Here is a 20,305-nt window from a genome sequence, read left to right as displayed (position 1 = left end):
CGTCAGCTGAATCCGCCGGTGTCGGCGGTCCCGTGCGTCGGTGTGGTCGGCTGCTCGGGCTTGGGCGCGCCCTGGCCCTCGGTGCCGTAGTGCTTGTTGTGGTCCTTCTCGACGGACTTCTGGATCGTGGCGAAGCGCTGTCGCTCCTCTTCGTCCACGCCCGCGTATCCCTTGTCGGCGATCTGGGCGCGAATGCCCATCGCCTCGATCGTCTCGCCGAAGATCTTCGTCAGCTCTTCGAGCCGCGTGCGCACCTTGTCGTACGCGCCGTGCAGTTCGGTCGCGGCGGCGAAACCCGTGCCGTACGCGTCCGGTGTGATCTTCTGCTCGCCGATCTTCTTGTGCTCGGCGGGCGAGCCCTTCAGGTCGTCGAGCAGTTTCTGCATGCGCGTCTGGAATGTCTGGAGGGTCACCTCTCCGACTTCCAGGTCCTTCTTGCCGTTCCCGTCCGGCCCAGCCACGTCAACTCCCCCGTCCCGCAAGAACAACGGCCACTCTAGCTACTCGGTACGACAGTTCCAACTGCAAAGCCCTGTTCGAAGGACCCGTCAAGGGTGTACCCCCTTGCGGCGACGGCTGTCACGGATGACGGTGGCGGTTCCGGCCACCACGGCCACCAGGACGCCGCCGATGCCCAGCGCGTAGGTGGCGAGCCGTTCGGAGCGCTCCTGGGGCGTCTCCGACAGCGCCAGGCGGGCCGGCTCGGGGGCCGGCGGCCTGGGCGGGCCGGGGTCGGGCGTGGGCGAGGACGGCGGCGTCCCGGGGAGGTCGGCGAGGGCCCGTACGGGGTCCACCACGCCCCAACCGACGTGGTTGTCATGCCCGTTGACGGAGCGGACGGCGGTCTGCTCGATGCGGGCGACGACCTGGGCCGGGGTCCACTTCGGGTACTTGGCGCGGAGCAGGGCGGCGACTCCGGCGACGTACGGGGCGGAGAAGCTGGTGCCGTTGTCGACGCACTGGCCGCCGCCGGGGACGGTGGAGACGATGTCGACGCCGGGGGCGGCGACGCCCACGAAGGTCCCGGACTGGGAGAAGGCGGCGCGCTCGTTGTTGCGGTCCGAGGAGGCGACGGCGAGGACGCCGGGGAAGGCGGCCGGATAGGTGTTCTTGAGGGCGCCGTCCATGCCGTCGTTGCCCGCCGAGGCGACGACGACGACGCCCTTGGATATCGCGTTCGCGACGGCCCTGGCCAGGGTGGATTCCGGCGAGAGGGCCTGGGTGGTGTCCTGCGAGATGTTAATGACGTGGGCCTTCTTCGCGACGGCCCAGTCGATGGCCTCGGCCATCGTGTCGGTCTTGCCGCTGTTCTTCTCGTCGTTCTGCCGGATCGGGATGATCGTCGCCTCGGGGGCGAGCCCGACGAAGCCGGTGCCCTTGCGGGGACGGGCGGCGATGATCCCGGCGACCTTGGTGCCATGGCCGACCTCGTCGACGGTGCCGTCCGTCTTGCCGCGCTTCTCGTCGCCGGAGCTCGGGTTCTTCTTGTCGGGCTTGAGGTAGTCCTTGCCCGCCTTGGCGTCGACGGCGGTGCGCAGTTGCGGGTTGACGTCGTCGACTCCGGTGTCGATGACGGCGATCCGGACGCCCTTGCCCTTGGTGTCCTGCCACAGTTCATCGAGCAGGACCCGCTGGAGCGGCCAGGGGGTGCCCTCGATCTGCTTCTTCATGGGGAAGGTGCACTCGCCGCCGCCGTCGAGGGCGGGCCCGTCCTGCGGGGGCGCGGCGGCGGCCGCGGGGGCCGCCAGGAGGAGGGCGAGGGTGCCGGCGGTGAGCAGGGCCGCCGTGCGGTGCGTGGTCGTCACCGGTGCCACCCCCTAGGAACCCTGCGGCTGGCGCGCGCTGTTGGTGTCGAGGCGCGGGCCCTTCGAGAGGAACTCGGACCACTCCATCGGCACGAGGACCGGGGTGACCTTCTCGTAGCCGAGACGCTTCTGGGCGTCGCTGGGTTCCGGGCGCCCGTCGCTCTGCTTCTGCTCTCCCGCGCCGATCTCGGAGCGGCCGGAGTCGGAGTCGCCGTTGGCCTGGACGGCGTACCGCAGGCCGGTGTCGGTGACGAGGAAGAGGGAGCCGTCGGGCGCCTTCTGCCGGCCCTGGATCTGGGTGTAGAGGAGGCCGGTGCCGGGCGTGACGTACGTGCTGGTGCCCCCGGCGGTGATGTCGGCGGGGTAGTCGCGGCCGGCCCAGGTGGTGAGGGTCGTCCCGCCCTTCTCGTCGACGTGGGTGAGGACGCTGCAGACGGTGTCGCGGGCGCCGGAGCCGGAGGCGGCGTTGACCTGGGCGGACTTCAGGCGGGGCCAGCGGACGCCGTCGTGGAAGGGGGTGGGGTCCGGGTCGACGGAGGAGGCGTCGACGGTGGTCGCCCGGCCGTCCATGTCGAGGACGCCGGTCTGCGGGGAGTTGATGAGGAGCCAGGCGGTGAAGGGGGTGACGGGCTGGACCTTCCCGGCGAGCACGACGTAGTGCTGGGGGCCGGAGCCGGTCTGGGCGAGGAGGACCATGCCGATGCGGTTCTCGGTGCCGGTCAGGGTGTTGCCGGGTATGCCCGCGGACTCCCCGACCTTCCCGTCGAGGCGCGGGAAGTCGATCTCGTCGCCGGTCTTCAGGGTGGCGAGCCAGTCGTCGGTGACGGGCTGCGGGTCCTTGCCGAGGCCGACGAGGGCGGTGAGGAGGCCGGTGGAGTCGGCCTTCACGGGGTACTTGGTGCCGGTGTGGTCGATGAGGAACTGGGTGTTCCCCTTCTGGCCCTTGACGTACAGGACCTGCCCGTCCTTGAGCTGTCCGGCGCCCTCGGTCCGCTTGAGGTCGCGCTCGGCGAAGAGGAAGGTCGCCTTCTGGACCCCGGCGCCCCTGCCGCCGCCGGGCTGCTCGCAGACGGCCCACCGCTTGGCCTTCCCCGCGTCGTCCGCCGTGGGCAGCCGGTCGGGGGCGTAGGGGATGCCGAGGATCGGGCCGCGCGGCGGCTTGCCCTCGTCGAGCTTCTTGTCCTCGACCTGGATGACCTGGAACTTGTCGGGGGCGAGCAGGAGCCGGGCGGAGGCGAGGTTGAGGACGGGGTGGAGCAGGGTCTTCCTGCCCTTGCCCTTGCCGGTCTCCAGGACGACGTACCGGGTCGTCGACTGCTTGCCGACGATCACGCGGGTGCCGGGGTCGTCCCAGCCCTTGGGGGCGGTGGGCTTGAACATGCCCCAGGCGCCGAACCCGGCGACGACCAGCGCGGCGACGATCACTCCGGGGAGGACCGCGCGCAGCGGCCTCGGCGCCCCCTCCTCCGTACCGGAGGGAGAGGGTTGGAGGAATGCCGCCACCGTGCGCTTCTTCGCAAAGGTGTACGCGTTGAGCTCGTCCCGCCGCGATGCCATGAGTCCCCATTCTCGTCAGGCGCGATCTTCTCGCGGGGCGACCGGGGTGATGGCACCCGGGCCCCGGCCGTCGGACCGGCCCCCTACTATGCCTGCTGTCCCGTGGGGTTCGTGGGGCGGGTAGGGTGATCCGGCCGCCAAAGCCCTGGCGGGCCAGGGTCATCGGGACGAATTGAGGGGGATTCTCCATCATGGCTTCCGCGACGCGGAGGCGGCCCGCCGCGGCCTCCGCCTCCGCACCCCCGTCCGCGACCCCGCCCGCGGGGTCCGGCTCCTCGGTCGCGCCGAGGCTCCAGGCCCGTCCCGGTCATTTCGGTTCGTTCCGATTGCAACAGCTCGTACTGGTCGAGGTGGCGGCGGCGCTGCTGCTCGTCGCCTGGGCCGTGGAGCCGATGCTGCTCGTCCCGGCGGGCGTGGTGGCCGTCGTGCTCGTCCTGCTGGCCGTGGTGCGCCGGCACCGGCGCTCGCTGCCCGAGTGGCTCGGCACCTTCCTCGCGCTGCGCGCCCGGACGCGCCGGACCTCCTCGTTCACGGTGCCCGAGGGCACCGAGCCGGGGTTCGCGCCGATCATGGAGTGCGACCCGGCGCTCCAGACCCACACGTACAGCGACCGCGACCGGCGCCCGGTCGGCATGGTCGGGGACGGCACCTTCCTGACCGCGGTCCTGCGGGTCGAGTCGGACGGCACGGCGCTGCGCCCGGACCGCTCGGCGCGGCCGCTGCCGGTCGGGATCGTCCGGGACGTGCTGAGCGTGGACGGCGTCCGGCTGGAGTCGGCGCAGATCGTGCAGCACACGCAGCCGGCGCCCGCGCCGCACCTGCCCGCGCAGTCGATGGCGGCGCGCAACTACGGGCCGCTCCAGGCGCAGACGGGTTCGCCCGCGCTGCGGATCACCTGGATCGCGCTCAAGCTCGACCCCGAGCTGTGCCCCGAGGCGGTCGCCGCGCGCGGCGGCGGCATGACGGGCGCGCAGAAGTGCCTGGTGCGCGCGGCGGACCAGCTGGCGAGCCGGCTCGCGGGCGCCGGGTTCCGGGCGAGCGTGCTGACCGAGCAGGAGCTCACCTCGGCGCTCGCCACGTCCAGCTGCGCGAGCCCGATGGCGATCGCGCAGGCGGGCCGGGGCCGGGCGCAGGAGCGGCGGACGCAGGAGACCGCCAGGACCTGGCGGGTGGACGACCGCCGGCACACGACGTACTGGGTGGGCCGCTGGCCCCAGTTGGGCGGCCGGAACGGCGGCGCGGGCGCGTCGATGCCGCAGCTGGTGGCCCTGCTGACCTCGCTGCCCGCGCTCGCGACGACGTTCAGCCTGACGCTGAGCGGCGGGGACCGGCAGGAGGTGACGGTGACCGGACACGTACGGATCACCGGGCGCAGCGACGAGGAACTGGTGACCGCGCGGCACGAGCTGGAGCGCGCGGCGCGCGGGGTGAGGACGGGGCTCGTGCGACTGGACCGGGAACAGGTGCCCGGCGTCCTGGCGACGCTTCCGCTGGGGGGTGCGCGCTGATGTCCACCGCCACGCCCCAGGGCGCCCAGCCGGCCGCGGGCGCCCCCGGCGCTCCGGGAGCCCCCGGCGCCTTCGGCGCGCAGTCGGCCTCCGGCACGTACGGCGGACAGCCCGCCTCCGGTACGTACGGCGGGCAGGCCTCCCCCGCCGCTCCCCTCCCCCGGCCCACCGGACGGAGCGGACGGCCCCGGTTCGGCTTCGGGCTCGTCGGTCCGCGCCGCGACCGGCACTCCATATCCGTGGAGCAACTCGACGCGCTGGCCCTGCCGGTGGGCGACGACGGCGTGGTGATCGGCGTCGACGCCGAGGGCCGCCCCGCCGTGCTCGGCATCAACCGGCCCGTCCCGTACGACGTCACCCTCATCGGCGGTCTGTGGACCGCGCAGATCCTGGCGCTGCGGGCCGCCGCGACGGGCGCCCGGGTGGCGGTCGAGACCGGCCGCGCGCAGGCGTGGACGGCCCTCGCCCAGGCGGCGGGCGGCGGGCAGCCGTGCATCACGCTGCACGACGTGGGCCGGGTGCCGCCGCAGGGCGCGTCGGCGGGCAGTCCGGTGGTCGTGGTGCGCGACTGCGGCATGCGGCCGCCGCGCGGCCGTGTCGTGTCGGCGCCCTGGCAGTCGGTGGTGACGCTGCTCCCCTATCTGAGCCCGGTCGCGCCCCGCCTCCTGGAGAAGTCCTCCCTGGTCGGGGTCCAGCGGGTGTCCCCGGACGAGGCGGACCGGATCGGCCGCATCATGAACCTGCCGCCCCAGGAGTACGGGGCGCTGTCCACGCTCGCGGACGGGGTGACCCTCTGGTGCACCCCGGACGACCGCCAGTTCGTGATGACACAGGCGACGGACGCCGAGACCGGATTGTTGGGCGGCGCGCGCCGGATGGACTGAGCGGCGCCAACTCGCCCCCGTACGTCCCTTTTTCCGTTGTTTCGCATGGTGGGGGTTCTCACTCTGCGGCGCGGCCGGGTCACTTGGGGGCCGGACCGGGCCGCGGGGACGGGTGGGGAGGGTCCGCCGGGCCCGCCCGGGGGTTGCCCGCGCCGATTAGGGTGGAAGGGCCCCGCCCACGACGGCACACGGGTGCTCGACCACACCAGGAGGCAAAGTGAACGGCGATCGCGACGAGATCCACGGGGGTTGGAATCCGCCCGCCGACGATCAGTCCGACGCGGATCCCGCCGAGATGACGGGTGAGTTCACCATCGACTACACCCCGCCCGCCTGGTACACGCAGAACGCGCCGGGCGGTACGGGAGCGGGCGGTGCCACTCCCCCGCCGCCGAGCGGAGCGCCGGTCCCCGTGCCGGGCGTCCCGGCGGGCGGCGGTTTCGAACCCCACTGGAGCCCGGCCCCGCCGGCCCCGCCGGTGGCTCCCGCGACTCCTGCGGTTCCTGTGCCCCCGGCCACTCCCGCGCCCCTTGCGACCCCTGCGGTTCCTGCGGCTCCTGTCGCGCCGGAGCCGGCGCCGCCCGTCGCGCCCGCCGCCGTTCCGGGTGTTCCCGCCCCGGTGACCGGGACTCCGGCCGGGGGGACCCCGTCGGCGGGGATCCCGTCGGCGGCGGTGCCGCCGGTGGGCGGGACCCCGGTGGGCGGATCTCCCGTGGCCGGTCCTCCCGCCGCCGGGCCGGGGACCCCGGTGCCGGGCGGCCCCGCTCCGCAGGAGCACGCCGTGCCGGGCGGTTCGCTGCCGGACGGCTTCACGGCCGGCGGTGCCGCGCCGAGCGCCTCCGTGCCGGGTGCGCCGGTGCCCGGTGGTTCCGCGCCCGACGGCCCGGCGCCCGAGGCCGCCGCCTCCTCCTTCGGGGGCGGAGACGTGGAGAGCGGTGCCACCGTGCGCTTCTCCCCCGCCGCGCTCCGGCGCGAGTTCGCGGAGCGAGCGGCGGAGGAGGCTCGGAGCCCGGCGACGGACGCCGCGGGTGAGAGGGCGGACGCCCCCGCGGGCCCGAACGACGCCCCGGCCCCGACCGATGCTCCGGTTCCGGCCGACGCTCCGGTCCCGGCCGAGGGCGACGACGCCCCGGCGGGCTCCGACGAGACTTCCACCGAGGGTCCCGAAGAGACCGAGGCCGCCGAGCCGTCCGTGACAGGCGGCGACGACGGCGTGCGGGACGCCGAGGAGCCGGCCGAGGCCGTCGCCGCCTCCGACGCCGTCCCGGGCCCCGAGGACCGGCCGGCCGAAGCCGGCGCGGAGCCGGAGCCGGAGACCAGGGCGGTGACGGAGGCGGAGGCCACGGCCGGCGCGCCCTCGGACGCTCCCGCCCCACCGCTCCCGGCCGCCGACGCGCCGCAGGGCTTCGGCCCCGGTCCGGCCGCCCCCTACCCCAACGCCTTCCCGGCCCCCGCGGGCCCGCCGCAGGCCGGGGCCGCGCCCGGACTGCCGCCGCTGCCGCCGTCGTTCCAGCCGGCCGCCCCCGGACCCGCCCAGCAGTGGCCCGCGCAGCCGGCGCACGCCCAGCAGGCGTCCGCCCAGCCGGTGCCCCCGGCCGCGCCGCTGCCGCCCACCGCAGCCGCCTGGCCGTCGCCCGCGGCCGCGCCCACCGCGCCCGGCCCCGTACCGCCGCAGGCGCAGGAGCCCGGCGGCTACGGCTACCCGCAGCAGGCCCCGCAGGCGCCCCCGGCCCCGGCCCCGCAGCAGGGCGGCTACGGCTTCCCGCACCCCGGTACGCCTCCGCAGCAGCCCGGTTACGGCTACCCGCAGCAGCCCGGCGGTGTGCCGCCGCAGGCCCAGGAGCCGGGCGGTTACGGCTTCCCGCACCCCGGCGCCGTACCCCCGCAGGCTCCCCGGCCCCAGCCGCAGCCCCCGCACGACGCGCAGCCGCCCGTCGACCCCCGGACCGGCGGCGCCTGGCCCTCGCCCGTGACGCACGACCAGCGGGAGCGGTCCGTGCCGGGCGCCCCGCTCGGGTACAACGCGGCCGTCGAGCTCTCCTCCGACCGGCTGCTGCGGAACAACAAGCAGAAGCCCAAGTCCAGCCGCACCCCCGGTGCCGCCTCCCGCTTCAAGCTCGGCGGCAAGAAGGAGGAGGCGGAGCGGCAGCGGAAGCTGGACCTGATCCGGACGCCGGTCCTCTCCTGCTACCGGATCGCGGTCATCTCGCTCAAGGGCGGCGTCGGCAAGACCACGACGACCACCGCGCTCGGCGCGACCCTGGCGACCGAGCGGCAGGACAAGATCCTGGCGATCGACGCCAACCCGGACGCCGGCACCCTGGGCCGCCGGGTGCGGCGCGAGACCGGGGCGACCATCCGCGACCTGGTGCAGGCGATCCCGTACCTCCACTCGTACATGGACATCCGCCGGTTCACCTCGCAGGCGCCCTCAGGTCTGGAGATCCTCGCCAACGACGTGGACCCGGCCGTCTCGACGACCTTCAACGACGAGGACTACCGGCGGGCGATCGACGTCCTGGGCAAGCAGTACCCGATCATCCTGACCGACTCGGGCACGGGCCTGCTCTACAGCGCCATGCGCGGGGTGCTCGACCTCGCCGACCAGCTCATCATCATCTCGACGCCCTCCGTGGACGGCGCCTCCAGCGCGTCGACCACCCTGGACTGGCTCTCCGCGCACGGCTACGCGGATCTGGTGCAGCGCTCCCTCACCGTCATCTCCGGCGTCCGCGAGACCGGCAAGATGATCAAGGTCGAGGACATCGTGCAGCACTTCCGGACCCGCTGCCGCGGGGTCGTGGTCGTGCCCTTCGACGAGCACCTGGCGGCCGGCGCCGAGGTCGACCTCGACATGATGCGGCCGAAGACCCGCGAGGCGTACTTCCACCTGTCGGCCCTGGTGGCCGAGGACTTCGTACGGGCGCAGCAGGCGCAGGGCCTGTGGACCGGCGACGGCCAGGGCGCGCTGCCCCCGCACATGGCCCCGCCGATGCCGGGTCAGCAGGGTCCCGGCCAGTCGATGCCGGGTCAGGGGATGCCGGGTCAGCCGTACCCCGGTCAGCCGGGGCAGTACGGCCAGCCCGTCCCCGGCCAGTTCACCCCCGGACAGCCCGCGCCCGGCCACTTCGCGCCGGGACAGCCGGAGCAGCCGGGCCAGCCCGGTCAGCCGGGGCAGCCGGGTCAGCCGGGGCAGTACGGCCAGTACGACCAGCCCGGTCAGCCGATGCCGGGTCAGTACGGACAGCCCGCGCCGGGCCAGTTCGCCCCCGGACAGCCCTCCCCCGGGCAGCCGTACGCCCCCCAGGCCCCCCAGCCCGGTCAGCCCTACCCGCCGCAGGCGTACCCGGCCCCCGGCCGGACCGGACAGCCGGGACAGGACCCCGGCCCGATGCCCGGTCAGTTCGCCCCGGCCCAGCCGATGCCCGGTCAGTCGGCCCCCGGCCACCCGGCACCCGGTCAGCCGTACGCGCCCCAGGCGCCGTACCCCGGACAGCCCTACCCGTCGCAGCCCGGTCAGCCGGGTGCTCCGGGCGCTCCCGGCATGCCCCCGGCCTGGCAGCAGCAGCCCGCGCCGGGACAGGTTCCGCCGCAGGAGCTTCCCGAGCAGTACGCCGGGCAGCCGCTGCCGCCGCAGGCGCCGCCGCAGGTCCCTCCGCAGGCGCCGCCAGCCCCTCAGCAGTAGGGCGTCACAGGAGTAGACCAATGAGGCCCCGTATCGGTCGTCCGATACGGGGCCTCTTGGCGTTCCCGCAGACCACAAGGGGTTTGAGTCATCGTTGACGACGGCAGACCACCGCTGATACACCTTCGCTTCACTCACCGACAGCCCAAGATCCACGACAGAAACTCCGACGCGAGGTCACGTCCCATGGTCATGGTCACGAAGGTTCCACCCCGCCCCGCCCCCGCCCGAAGAGCCCTCCGGATCCTGCTCGCCTCCGGTCTCGCCGCCACCTCGCTCGTCGTCGTCCCCGGCACCGCGCGGGCGGAGGACGACAAGTCGGGCGGCACCACGCTCACGGTGGCGGTCTCGCAGAGCATCGACTCGCTGAGCCCGTTCCTCGCGCAGAAGCTCACCTCGACGAGCATCCACCGCCTGGCCTACGAGTACCTGACGAACTACGACCCGAAGGACGCCCGTACGGTCCCGGGCCTGGCGACCGCGTGGAAGCCGTCGCCCGACAAGCTGACGTGGACGTACACGATCCGCGGGGACTCGCTCTGGTCGGACGGGACGCAGGCCACCGCCGAGGACGCGGCCTGGACCTTCAACAAGATGATGACCGACCCGAACGCCGCCACCGCCAACGGCAGCTTCACGGCCAACTTCGAGAAGGTCACCGCGCCCGACCCGCAGACGCTCGTCATCAGGCTGAAGAAGCCGCAGGCGACGATGACCGCGCTCGACGTGCCGATCGTGCCCAAGCACGTCTGGGAGAAGGTCGGCGACTTCTCGAAGTTCAACAACGACCAGCAGTTCCCGATCGTGGGCAACGGACCCTTCGTCATCACCGACTACAAGGTCGACCAGTACATCAAGCTCAAGCCGAACAAGAAGTTCTGGCGGGGCGCGCCCAAGTTCGACGAGCTGGTCTTCAAGTACTACAAGGACGGGGACGCCGCCGTCGCCGCCCTCCAGAAGGGCGAGGTGTCCTTCGTGCCGAACCTGACGCCGGCCCAGGCCGACGCGCTGAAGGCCCAGAAGGACATCAAGGTCAACGACGCCCCCGGGCGCCGCTTCTTCGCCCTCGCCACCAACCCGGGCGCCAGGGCGCGGGACGGGAAGGGGTTCGGCAACGGGCACAAGGCGCTGCTCGACCCGGCCGTGCGCAAGGCGCTCTTCCTCGCGGTCGACCGCGCCACCCTCGTCGACAAGGTCTTCCAGGGCCACGCCGTCGAGGGCGAGGGCTACATCCCGCCCCGCTTCGGCTCGTACTTCTGGAAGCCCGACGGCGACCAGGAGCGGAGGTACGACCCGGAGGAGGCGGCGCGGGTCCTGGACGCCGCCGGGTACCGGAAGAACGGCGGGGGCAAGCGGGTCGGCAAGGACGGGAAGGCGCTGGACTTCCGGATCCTGTGCCACGCCACCGACCCGAACGACAAGGCGGTCGGCAAGTACCTCCAGGAGTGGTGGGGCGAGCTCGGCGTCGGCCTGAAGGTCGAGTGTCTGGACAGCGTCTCGGACCCGTGGGTGAAGGGCGACTACGACCTCGCGTTCGACGGCTGGTCGGTCAACCCGGACCCGGACTACGTCCTCTCCATCCACACCTGCGGCGCCCTCCCGGCCACCCCGAAGGACAGCGGGGCCACCGACAACTTCATCTGCGACCAGGAGTTCGACGGGCTCTACGCGCAGCAGGCGGTGGAGTACGACGCCGCCAAGCGGGCGGATCTGGTGAAGCGGATGCAGTCCCGCCTGTACGACACGGGGTACATGAACGTCATGGCCTATCCGAACGCCCTGGAGGCGTACCGCACGGACCAGATCGCGTCCATCACGACCATGCCCGAGGCCGCCGGGAACCTGTGGGGCCAGGACGGCTACTGGAGCTGGTGGTCGGCCGTGCCGGCGGCCTCGGCCTCCGGCGGGTCCGAGGGGAGCGGCTCCTCCACCGGGGTGATCGTCGGGATCGGCGCGGCCGTGGTGGTCGTGGTCGGTCTCGGCGTCGTCCTCGGCCTGCGCCGCCGGTCCACCGCCGACGACCGCGAGTAGTCCGTGACGACGACCAGCACCCCCGCCGACGTGGTGCGGGCCGACCAGGCCCGCACCACGGACGGCGCGCCCCGCACCGGCGCCTCCTCCGGCTACCTCCGTCACGCGGCGGGGAAGCTGGGCGGCGCGCTCGTCTCGCTCTTCGCCGTGCTCGTCACCAGCTTCTTCCTGTTCCGGATCATCCCCGGCGACCCGGTGAGGGCGATGACCCACGGCATGCCCACGTCGGCCGAGCAACTGGCCACGTTGAGGCGACAGTTCGGGCTCGATCTGCCGCTCTGGCAGCAGTTCACGGACTACTGCGCGAAGGCCCTGACGGGCGACCTCGGCACCTCGTTCCAGTTCCGCGCCCCCGTCGGGGAGCTGATCTGGGAGAAGCTGCCGGCGACGCTGCTGCTCACCGGGGTCGCCGTGGTGATCTACTCGGCGCTCGGGCTGTGGCTCGGCACCCGTTCGGCCTGGCGCCACGGCGGCCTCGGGGACAGGTTGAACACGGGGATCGCCCTGACCCTGTGGTCGGTGCCGTCCTTCTGGCTCGGTCTGCTCCTCATCATCGTCTTCTCCGTCGGCGCGGGCCCGGTCCCCGGGCTCTTCCCGACCGGCGGCATGGAGTCGGGCACGGGCGAGACCGGTCTCGCGTACGTCCTGGACGTCGCCCACCACCTGGTCCTGCCGGTGGTGACCCTGGTGGCGGTCGGCTACGCGCAGACGCTGCTCGTGATGCGCTCCTCGCTCCTGGACGAGATGGGCGGCGACTACCTGACGACGGCGCGGGCGAAGGGGCTGCGCGACGACGTCGTGCGGCGCCGGCACGCGGTGCCGAACGCGCTCCTGCCGACCGTGACGATGATCTTCATCAACCTGGGCCACGTGGCGGCCGGTTCGATCCTGGTGGAGACGGTGTTCTCCTGGCCGGGGCTCGGCGGGCTCTTCTACCAGGCGCTCAGCGTGCCCGACCTGCCGCTGGTGCAGGGCCTGTTCGTGGTCTTCGCCGGAGCGATGATCCTGATGAACCTGCTCGCCGACCTGCTCTATCCGCTGCTCGACCCCCGGGTGGGCCGATGACCTCCTCCACGACCTCCACGACGCCCGCGCCGGAACCCGCCCCGGAGCCCCCGGCGGAATCCGCCCCCGGACCCGCGCGGAAGCCGTCCTCCGCGGCCTCCCTCGCCCGGCAGCGCCGCAAGGCCTCGGCGATCCGCTTCTGGAAGCGGTACCGCACCCACCGCGCCGGTCTGTACGGCCTCGCCGGGCTCGTCCTGATCGCCCTGCTCGCGCTCGCCGCCCCGCTGCTCGTCGGCGCCGACGTGCAGTCGGTGACGGAGGCGCCGGGCACGGCCCTGGAGTCCCCGAGCGCCGAGTTCCCGCTCGGCACCGACCAGTTCGGGCGCTCGCTGCTCGGGCTGCTGGTCTGGGGGGCGCGGATCTCGCTGCTCGTCGGTCTGCTCGCGGCGGCCCTCTCGGTCGCCATCGGCACCCTGGTCGGGATCGTCGCCGGGCACTACGGCGGCTGGTTCTCGACCGTCGTCATGCGGATCACCGACTGGTTCCTGGTGATGCCGACGCTGGTCCTGGCGATCGTGCTCGCCACCGTGATGTCCCGCTCGATGTGGACGGTGGTGCTCGCGATCGGGGTGACCTCGTGGCCGACCACCGCCCGTCTGGTGCGGGCGCAGACCATCGCGGTGGAGTCGCGCCCGTACATCGAGCGGGCGACCGCGCTCGGCGGTGGCCACGGGCACGTCATGACCCGGCACGTGCTGCCGAACGTGATGCCGCTGGTCCTCGCGCAGACCACCCTCGGCATCTCGACCGCCATCCTCACCGAGGCCACCCTCGCCTTCCTCGGCCTGGGCGACCCGACGGTGGTCTCCTGGGGCGGGATGCTCCAGGACGCCCGCGAGGCCGGCGCGGTCTCCTCCGGGCACTGGTGGTACCTGGCCCCGCCCGGGATCGCGATCGCGCTCGTGGCGCTGGCCTTCACGCTGTGCGGCCGGGCCGTCGAGTCCGTGCTCAACCCGAAGCTGGGGGTGGGGCGATGAGCCTCCTGGAAGTACGGGACCTCAGGGTGACGTACGGGTCGGGCGCGGCGGCCGTGCCCGCCGTGCGCGGGGTCGACCTGACCCTGGAGCCGGGGACCAAGCTGGGCGTGGCCGGGGAGTCGGGCTGCGGCAAGTCCACGCTCGCGCTCGCGCTGCTCCGGCTGCTTCCCGCCTCGGCGCGCCTGGAGGGCGAGATCCTGCTCGACGGCGAGGACGTCCTCGCGATGTCGTGGGGGCGGCTGCGGGCCGTGCGCTGGGCGGGCGCGTCGATCGTCTTCCAGGGCGCGATGCACTCGCTGAACGCGGTGCACCGGATCGGGGACCAGATCGCGGAGCCGCTGCTCGTGCACGGCCGGGCGACCCCGGCGGCGGCGCGGAAGCGGGTCGGCGAGCTGCTCGAACACGTCGGCCTGCCCGCCGCCCGCGCCGCCGCGTATCCGCACGAGCTGTCCGGCGGGCAGCGGCAGCGCGTGATGATCGCGATGGCACTCGCCTGCGATCCGCGGCTGATCGTCGCGGACGAGCCGACGACCGCCCTGGACGTGATGATCCAGGCGCAGATCCTGCGCCTGATCGAGGGCCTGGTCGCCGAGCAGTCGATCAGCCTCCTGATGATCAGCCACGACCTGGCGGTCCTCGCCGACACCTGCGACCGGCTCGCCGTGATGTACGCGGGCCGGGTCGTCGAGGAGGGCCCGGCGCGGGAGGTGTACGAGGCGGCCGCGCACCCCTACGGGCGGGCGCTGTCCTCGGCGTTCCCGCGCATCGGCGACCCCGCCTCCCGGCGGGCGCCGCGCGGTCTGCCGGGCGATCCGCCGGACCCGGCCGACCTGCCGGGCGGCTGCGCCTTCCACCCGCGCTGTCCGGTGGCGGTGGACGTCTGCGGGGACCTCGACCTGGAACTGCGGGAGGCGGGCGCGGGGCGCCGGGCCGCCTGCGTGCACGTGGGGAGCGCTTCATGAGTACGGACACCTCCGCGCGCCCGGAGACGGGGACGGCGACCGGGTCGCTGCTCTCGGCCCGGGACCTGCGCGTGGTCTTCCCCGGACGCCGGGGAGCGCCGCCCGCCCGGGCGGTGGACGGCGTGGACCTGGACGTCGGCGCGGGCGAGATCGTGGCCCTCGTCGGAGAGTCGGGCTGCGGCAAGACGACCCTGGCCCGCTCGCTGCTCGGCCTGGTCCGGCCCACGGCGGGCACGGTCTCCTTCGACGGGGAGCCGCTCGGGTACTCCTCCGGGGCCCTGAAGTCCTACCGGAAGCGGGCGCAGCTGGTCCTCCAGGACCCGAGCGGTTCGCTGAACCCCCGGCACACCGTGTACGACGCGGTGGCGGAGGGGCTGCGGATCCACGGGTACGCGGGGGACGAGCGGGCCGCCGTCGCCGGGGCCCTCTCCCGGGCCGGGCTGCGCCCGCCGGAGCGCTTCTTCCTGCGCTACCCGCACGAGCTGTCCGGCGGGCAGCGGCAGCGGGTGGTCATCGCGGGCGCGCTGGTCCTGGAGCCCGAGCTGATCGTCGCGGACGAGCCGGTTGCCTCCCTGGACGCGTCCGTGCGGGGCGAGATCCTGGCGCTGCTGCTGCGGCTGCGCGACGAACTGGGCCTGTCGGCGCTGGTGGTGACGCACGACCTGGGGCTCGCGTGGAACATCGCGGACCGGGTGGCGGTGATGTACCTGGGCCGGGTCGTGGAGACGGGCCCGGTGGAGACCGTCCTGACGAACCCGCGGCACCCCTACACGCGGGCGCTGCTCTCGGTGCTCCCGGAGTCCGAGGGGCCGCCGGTGGTGCTGACGGGCGAGCCCCCGGACCCGTCCCGGATCCCCTCCGGGTGCCGCTTCCACGCCCGCTGCCAGATCCTCGCCTCGGGCGCGGCGGCGGCGGTCGCGGACCGGTGCCGGGGCGAGGACCTGCCGGTCCTGCCCGGCGGCGGGGCGGGCGCGGTGGCCTGCCACTGGGTGGGCGGTGGGAAGGCGGACTGACCGGGCCGAGGCGCCCGGCCCCGGGCCGGGCGCTTCGGCCACGGCGGGTCGGACCTGCCCGCGGCCCCGGCGGGTCAGACCTGCTCCGGGTGCTCCCGGTCGTACTCCCCGGTCAGCTCGCGGCAGCGCTTCACGTCGTCCGCCATCGCCAGGAGCAGGTCGTCCAGGGTGTCGAAGCGCAGCATCCCGCGCACGTACGCCAGGAAGTCGACGGCCACGTGCAGCCCGTACAGGTCGAGGCCCTCGCGGTCGATCGCGTACGCCTCGACGGTCCGCTCGGTGCCGTCGAACTGCGGGTTGGTGCCGACCGAGATCGCCGCCGGCATCCGCTCGCCGGCGGCGGTCAGCCAGCCCGCGTAGACGCCGTCCGCCGGGATCGCGGTGTGCGGCAGGGTCTCGACGTTGGCCGTCGGGAAGCCGAGTTCGCGGCCGCGCTGGGCGCCGCGGACGACGACGCCCTCGACGCGGTGCGGGCGGCCGAGGATCTCGGCGGCCCCGGCCATGTCGCCCTCGGCGACCAGACGGCGGGTGAGGGTGGAGGAGAAGGGCTGGCCGCCGCCCGCGCTGCCGCTGACGTACAGGTCGACGACCTCGACCTCGTAGTCGTAGGTGGTGCCGAGCTCGGCGAGGAAGGCGACGTTCCCGGCGGCCCGGTGGCCGAAGCGGAAGTTGGGGCCCTCGATGACGGCCTTGGCGTGCAGCTTGTCGACGAGCACCTTGACGATGAAGTCGGCCGGGGAGAGCTGGGAGAACTCGGCGGTGAACGGCAGCACGAGCACCGCGTCCACGCCGAGGCCGGCCATCAGCTCGGCGCGCCGGTGGTGCGGGGCGAGCAGCGGCGGGTGGCTGCCGGGGCGCACGACCTCGGAGGGGTGCGGGTCGAAGGTGACCACGACGGAGGGGACGCCGAGCTCGCGGGCGCGCTCGACGGCCCGCCCGACGATCAGCTGGTGCCCGCGGTGCACACCGTCGTAGGAGCCGATGGTGACGACGCTGCGCCCCCAGTCCTGGGGGATGTCCTCCAAGCCACGCCAGCGCTGCACTGTGACCGCTCCTCGTCCGCCTGTTCGCCGATTACGCAGGTCTAAGACTGCCATGCCCACGCCCGTCGGCACGCATCGGCATGGAAGTGCCGGGGAAGCGCAGCGCGTCGAGGGCCTCGATGCCGAGGAGCGGCGCCCAGTCGCCGGGGGCCGCGACGATCCAGCCGCCGAGGAGTTCGGTGAAGACGGGCCGCTCGCGGACGAGGGCGGCGAGGAGCCGGTCGAGCCGCGCGGCGCCCTCGGGGGTGCGGACGCACAGCAGGCCGGCCCGGTGGGTGAGCTGCCGGGTGCGGGGCTCGCTGCGCCGCTCCGCCTCCTCGGCGGCGGCCGTCACGAGGGCCTCCGCGACGGAGGAGTCCCCGGCCTCGGCGCCGTACCGCTCGTGCTCCAGGAGTACGTCGAGCAGCTCGGCCCGCAGATGGCGGGAGGCGCCGGTGCCGGGGGCGGCGAGCACGGGGGCGAGGGCGCGGCGGAGCGGGACGGACCGGCTCCGGACCAGATCGCCGACCAGCGGGAACAGCACGGCCCCTGCCTCGGGTCCGGCTTCGAGGCGCCGGTCCACGAAGGCGGCCACGTGCGGGGCGTCCCCGGGATGGAGGAGGGCGTGGTCGCGGACGAGGGCGGCGGCGCGGCGGGCGAGGGCGGGCGCGTCGATCCCGGCGAGGGCCTCCAGGACCGCGGCCGGGTCCCCGCCGGGGGCGTCCAGGCGGGTCCGGAGGGCGTCGAGGGCCTCCCCGGGGTGGGTGGCGAGGGCCGCGACGAGGGCGTCGACGGGGACGCCGGGCTCGGTCGCGGCGCGGGGCAGGTGCCGGGCGCGGGACTCGGGGTCGCGGACCAGGAGGCCGAGGGCGGCGCCGTGCAGGTCCCGGTCGGCGGGGCGGGCGAGGAGGGCGAGGGCGGCGTAGCGCAGGAGCTCGCGGTCGGCGGGGGCGGTGGCGCGGCCGGCGGCCAGGTGTCCGTACGCGGTGGCCGCGGCGCGCCGCTCCGGGCGCCCGTCGTCGTGGGCCCAGCGGTCGACGGCCCGGCAGAGGGCGGAGGTCTCGTCCCGGGCGAGCGCGGCGAGGAGGCCGTCGGCGAGGGGGTGGGCGGTGGCGACGAGGGCCTCGCACAGGTCGTCGATGGCGAGGTCCCGGTGGGCGTGCAGGAGGGCCTGGGCGGCGGTGGCGACGGTGGCGTGCGGGGCGGCGGGCAGCGGCCGGGCGTCGCCGAACCAGCGGCACAGGAGCGGCTGGACGCCCCGGGGGTCGGCGGCGAGCAGCTCCGCGACCGTGCCGAACCAGCGGTCCCCGCCCGGCGGGTCGGCGGTGACGAGCCGCCGCAGCAGGTCGATCCGCTCGTCCTCCCCGACCGCGAGGCCCCGCCAGAACGCGGGTCCGAAGGCGGCGAGGGCGGGGGGCCGCCCCGGGCGGGCGCCGATCCGGTCGGCGAGCAGCCGCAGGACGGGCAGGCAGGACCGGGGGTCCGGGATCCGCCGCAGGCTCTCCCCGAGCAGCCGCGCGGCCCACCAGGCCCCGTCCCCGTCCTTCCCGGCGTCCGCGAACCGGGCGAGCGCCTCGACGAGCCCGGCGAGCCGCGGCACGGACCCGCCCGCCCCCCGCTCCCGGTGTTCGAGCAGCAGCGCCTGGAGCACGGGCCCGATCCGGTGCCGGGGCACGGGCGGCGCCTCGGGGACCCCGGCGACCGGGCCGGGGAGGGCGGCGGGGGGTACGGCGGGAGCGGAGGTGCTGGGGCCCGGGGCCGTGCGGGGCCCGGGCACGTCCGGGCCCGCCGGGGAGCCGGGGCTCGCGGGGAGGTCGGGGTCGGTCGCCCCGGCGAGGGGCCGGGAGCCCGCTTCCGTGCCCCCGGGGGCGCCCGGGGGCACGAGGGGTCCGGCGGCCCCCGGGCCGGTGCTCCCGGGCGCGGGACCCGGCACCGGGCCGGGGGCGTCCGGGGGCGCGGCCGGGGCGCGGTCCTCGTGGTGGGCGTGGACGAGAGCGTGGAGGGCCGTGTCCAGGTCCAGGTGGGCGGCCTGGAGCCAGTCGGCGAGCTCCTCGTGGGCGAAGCGGTAGCCGGAGCCCGCCGGGACGAGGAGGCCCTCGGTGAGGACGGCCGGGGCCCAGCCCTCCCGCCAGGGGAACAGCTCCTCGAAGGAGGCCCGGTCGAGGACGCCGTGGCCGGGGCCGAGGCAGCGGCGGGCCGCCTCGTGGACCCGGCCGGTCACGCGCGCGGCGAGCCGGCGGACGGCGGTCCCCCGGACCGGGGGCCGGGTCCCGGCGGCGATCCGGACGGCGGTCCGCAGGCACATCAGGTCGAGGTGGGCGGTGAAGACCTCCTCGCGGCAGGGCCGTCCCGGCACCTCGCCGGGCAGCGCGGCGCGGACCTCGGCGAGCAGCCGCAGGGCGAGCGGGTGCCGGGCGTCCGCCTCGGCGAGGTCCGTCTCCCGCAGCCCGTACCCCTCGCGCACGGCCCGCGCCTCCGCCTCGGTGTACGGACCGAGGACGACGGCCGGGGGGAGCCCGCTGCCGTCGTCCCCGGTCGCGGGGCGGTGCGGGGCCTCCGGGCCGTAGAGGGCGCCGGCCCGCTCCCAGAGCTCGGGGCGGCAGGCGGTGGCGAGCCGGACCCCGTGGGCGCGGAGCCACCGCTCGGTGGCCGCGGTCCAGGCGGGGAGCCGGTGGGCGAGGAGCGGGGGCATCTCCTCGGGGCCGTCGAGAACGACGAGGAGCGGCCGGCCGGCCTCCCTGGCGAGGGCGGCGGCCCGCTCGGGGGTGGCGGTGGTGGTGTCGCCGAGGGCGCCGGAGGCGGTGACGATGCGCCCGGCCCGGTCCAGGGCGCGGCCTACGGCGTCGGCGAGGGAGTGGTCCTCGGCGCGCAGGTCGGCGCCGCGCAGCCGGACGGTGGGGGCCGGAGCCTCGCCCCGGGCCCGGCGGGCGCAGAGCGCGGCGAGGGCGGTGGTGCGGCCGGTGCCGGGGGCGCCGACCAGGGCGAGGACGGGGGCGTCCCCGGCGGTGAAGCGGTCGAGTTCGCGGGCGCACCCGGCGCGCTCGACGGGTTCGGGCCAGGGCCCGGGGTCCCGCACGGGGCCGGTGGAGGTGGCGGTGAGCTCCAGGATCCCGGCGAGGTTGAGGTCGGGGCCGTAGGCGGGGACGGTGGCGGCGTTGCGCCGCAGCAGGTCGGTGAGCGGGCCGTCGGGCCGGAGCGGAACCGCGTATCCGGCGGCCCTGCGGCCGCCGTGGAGGGCGGTGCCGAGGACGGCGAGGACGGTGCCGGTGGCGGTGTCGAGGACGGGGCTCCCCGCAGCCCGGCCGCCGCGCCGGAGCGCCTCGGCGCCCTCGGTGCCGATGGCGAGTTCGAGGGCCTCGTCGAGGTCGTGGAAGCGGTCGGCGGCGGTGTACGTGACGGTGGCGGGGCCGAGGACGCGCGCCTCGCGCCAGCCGTGGGCCTCGATCCGGACGTACGTGCCGGGTTCGATCTCGGGGCGGGTGGCGAGCGGCAGGGGGCGGACGCCGAGTCCTTCGCTGCGGACCAGGGCGAGCCCGCTCTCGGGCAGGGGGGTGACGGCCCCGGCCTCGGCGAGCCAGCTGCGGTCGTCGGGCCCGCGCAGCAGCACGCGGCTGAGCCCGTCGACGGCTTCGTGGCTGGTGACGACCGTCCCGTGGTGGTCGGCGAGGAATCCGGTGCCGCGCGTCCGGCCCGCCGGATCGCAGATCCGCACCAGCGTCGCCAGGTCCCCGCGTCCCATGGTGACGACGGTAGGCGGCCGGTGATCGGGCGACGGCGCACGGAGGTGAACGCGCCC

13 protein-coding genes are annotated in these 20,305 nt (G+C 75.2%); 8 read left to right on the top strand and 5 right to left on the bottom strand.

Features of this window, described 5'->3' with window-relative positions:
• Positions 1-2: 2 nt before the first annotated feature.
• The 3 genes from AB0398_RS04725 to eccB form a co-directional block, all read right to left on the bottom strand.
• Positions 3-461 (bottom strand): hypothetical protein, encoded by a 459-nt coding sequence (locus tag AB0398_RS04725; RefSeq protein ID WP_366372293.1) that lies wholly within the window; start codon positions 459-461, stop codon positions 3-5.
• A gap of 87 nt (positions 462-548) precedes the next feature.
• Positions 549-1,805, bottom strand: a complete 1,257-nt coding sequence (gene mycP, locus AB0398_RS04720; RefSeq protein ID WP_366372292.1) for a type VII secretion-associated serine protease mycosin — start codon at positions 1,803-1,805, stop codon at positions 549-551.
• Positions 1,806-1,817: 12 nt separating this feature from the next.
• Positions 1,818-3,362 (bottom strand): type VII secretion protein EccB, encoded by a 1,545-nt coding sequence (gene eccB, locus AB0398_RS04715; protein WP_366372291.1) that lies wholly within the window; start codon positions 3,360-3,362, stop codon positions 1,818-1,820.
• A gap of 191 nt (positions 3,363-3,553) precedes the next feature.
• On the opposite strand from eccB, the gene eccE reads away from it, so the two are divergent.
• The 8 genes from eccE (at position 3,554) to AB0398_RS04675 (ending at position 15,487) form a co-directional block, all read left to right on the top strand.
• Complete coding sequence (gene eccE, locus AB0398_RS04710; RefSeq protein WP_366372290.1) at positions 3,554-4,870, top strand: type VII secretion protein EccE; 1,317 nt, start codon at positions 3,554-3,556, stop codon at positions 4,868-4,870.
• Positions 4,870-5,754: a hypothetical protein gene (locus AB0398_RS04705; protein ID WP_366372289.1), complete on the top strand. Its 885-nt coding sequence runs from the start codon at positions 4,870-4,872 to the stop codon at positions 5,752-5,754. Before eccE ends, AB0398_RS04705 begins: the two co-directional genes overlap by 1 nt.
• Before the next feature lie 217 nt (positions 5,755-5,971).
• Positions 5,972-9,439, top strand: coding sequence for an SCO5717 family growth-regulating ATPase (locus tag AB0398_RS04700; protein WP_366372288.1), 3,468 nt, complete (start codon positions 5,972-5,974; stop codon positions 9,437-9,439).
• Between the two features lie 192 nt (positions 9,440-9,631).
• Positions 9,632-11,470 carry an ABC transporter substrate-binding protein gene (locus AB0398_RS04695; RefSeq protein WP_366372361.1) on the top strand — a complete coding sequence of 613 codons (1,839 nt, stop codon included), beginning with the start codon at positions 9,632-9,634 and terminating at the stop codon, positions 11,468-11,470.
• 3 nt (positions 11,471-11,473) lie between these two features.
• Positions 11,474-12,535 carry an ABC transporter permease gene (locus tag AB0398_RS04690; RefSeq protein WP_366372287.1) on the top strand — a complete coding sequence of 354 codons (1,062 nt, stop codon included), beginning with the start codon at positions 11,474-11,476 and terminating at the stop codon, positions 12,533-12,535.
• Positions 12,532-13,512 (top strand): ABC transporter permease, encoded by a 981-nt coding sequence (locus tag AB0398_RS04685; RefSeq protein ID WP_366372286.1) that lies wholly within the window; start codon positions 12,532-12,534, stop codon positions 13,510-13,512. The genes AB0398_RS04690 and AB0398_RS04685 overlap by 4 nt, the downstream gene beginning before the upstream one ends.
• Positions 13,509-14,474 (top strand): ABC transporter ATP-binding protein, encoded by a 966-nt coding sequence (locus AB0398_RS04680; RefSeq protein WP_366372285.1) that lies wholly within the window; start codon positions 13,509-13,511, stop codon positions 14,472-14,474. The genes AB0398_RS04685 and AB0398_RS04680 overlap by 4 nt, the downstream gene beginning before the upstream one ends.
• Positions 14,471-15,487 carry an ABC transporter ATP-binding protein gene (locus tag AB0398_RS04675; RefSeq protein WP_366372284.1) on the top strand — a complete coding sequence of 339 codons (1,017 nt, stop codon included), beginning with the start codon at positions 14,471-14,473 and terminating at the stop codon, positions 15,485-15,487. The genes AB0398_RS04680 and AB0398_RS04675 overlap by 4 nt, the downstream gene beginning before the upstream one ends.
• A 74-nt stretch (positions 15,488-15,561) precedes the next feature.
• Here the strand turns inward: AB0398_RS04675 and AB0398_RS04670 are convergent, their stop codons facing one another.
• Positions 15,562-16,530, bottom strand: a complete 969-nt coding sequence (locus tag AB0398_RS04670; protein WP_366372283.1) for a bifunctional riboflavin kinase/FAD synthetase — start codon at positions 16,528-16,530, stop codon at positions 15,562-15,564.
• A gap of 31 nt (positions 16,531-16,561) precedes the next feature.
• Positions 16,562-20,248, bottom strand: coding sequence for a trypsin-like peptidase domain-containing protein (locus AB0398_RS04665; RefSeq protein ID WP_366372282.1), 3,687 nt, complete (start codon positions 20,246-20,248; stop codon positions 16,562-16,564).
• Positions 20,249-20,305: the final 57 nt, after the last annotated feature.

Origin of the sequence: Streptomyces sp. NPDC086147, from assembly GCF_040702165.1 — a bacterium.
Lineage (GTDB): Bacteria > Actinomycetota > Actinomycetes > Streptomycetales > Streptomycetaceae > Streptomyces.
This window is presented reverse-complemented; position numbering and strand designations above follow the sequence as displayed.

What these genes read in the sequence shown, in the direction of transcription:
- AB0398_RS04665 (WP_366372282.1), bottom strand. Translation starts at nt 20,248, where the DNA reads ATGGGACGCGGGGACCTGGCGACGCTGGTGCGGATCTGCGATCCGGCG.
- eccB (WP_366372291.1), bottom strand. Translation starts at nt 3,362, where the DNA reads ATGGCATCGCGGCGGGACGAGCTCAACGCGTACACCTTTGCGAAGAAG.
- AB0398_RS04675 (WP_366372284.1), top strand. Translation starts at nt 14,471, where the DNA reads ATGAGTACGGACACCTCCGCGCGCCCGGAGACGGGGACGGCGACCGGG.
- AB0398_RS04695 (WP_366372361.1), top strand. Translation starts at nt 9,632, where the DNA reads ATGGTCACGAAGGTTCCACCCCGCCCCGCCCCCGCCCGAAGAGCCCTC.
- eccE (WP_366372290.1), top strand. Translation starts at nt 3,554, where the DNA reads ATGGCTTCCGCGACGCGGAGGCGGCCCGCCGCGGCCTCCGCCTCCGCA.
- AB0398_RS04685 (WP_366372286.1), top strand. Translation starts at nt 12,532, where the DNA reads ATGACCTCCTCCACGACCTCCACGACGCCCGCGCCGGAACCCGCCCCG.
- AB0398_RS04680 (WP_366372285.1), top strand. Translation starts at nt 13,509, where the DNA reads ATGAGCCTCCTGGAAGTACGGGACCTCAGGGTGACGTACGGGTCGGGC.
- AB0398_RS04705 (WP_366372289.1), top strand. Translation starts at nt 4,870, where the DNA reads ATGTCCACCGCCACGCCCCAGGGCGCCCAGCCGGCCGCGGGCGCCCCC.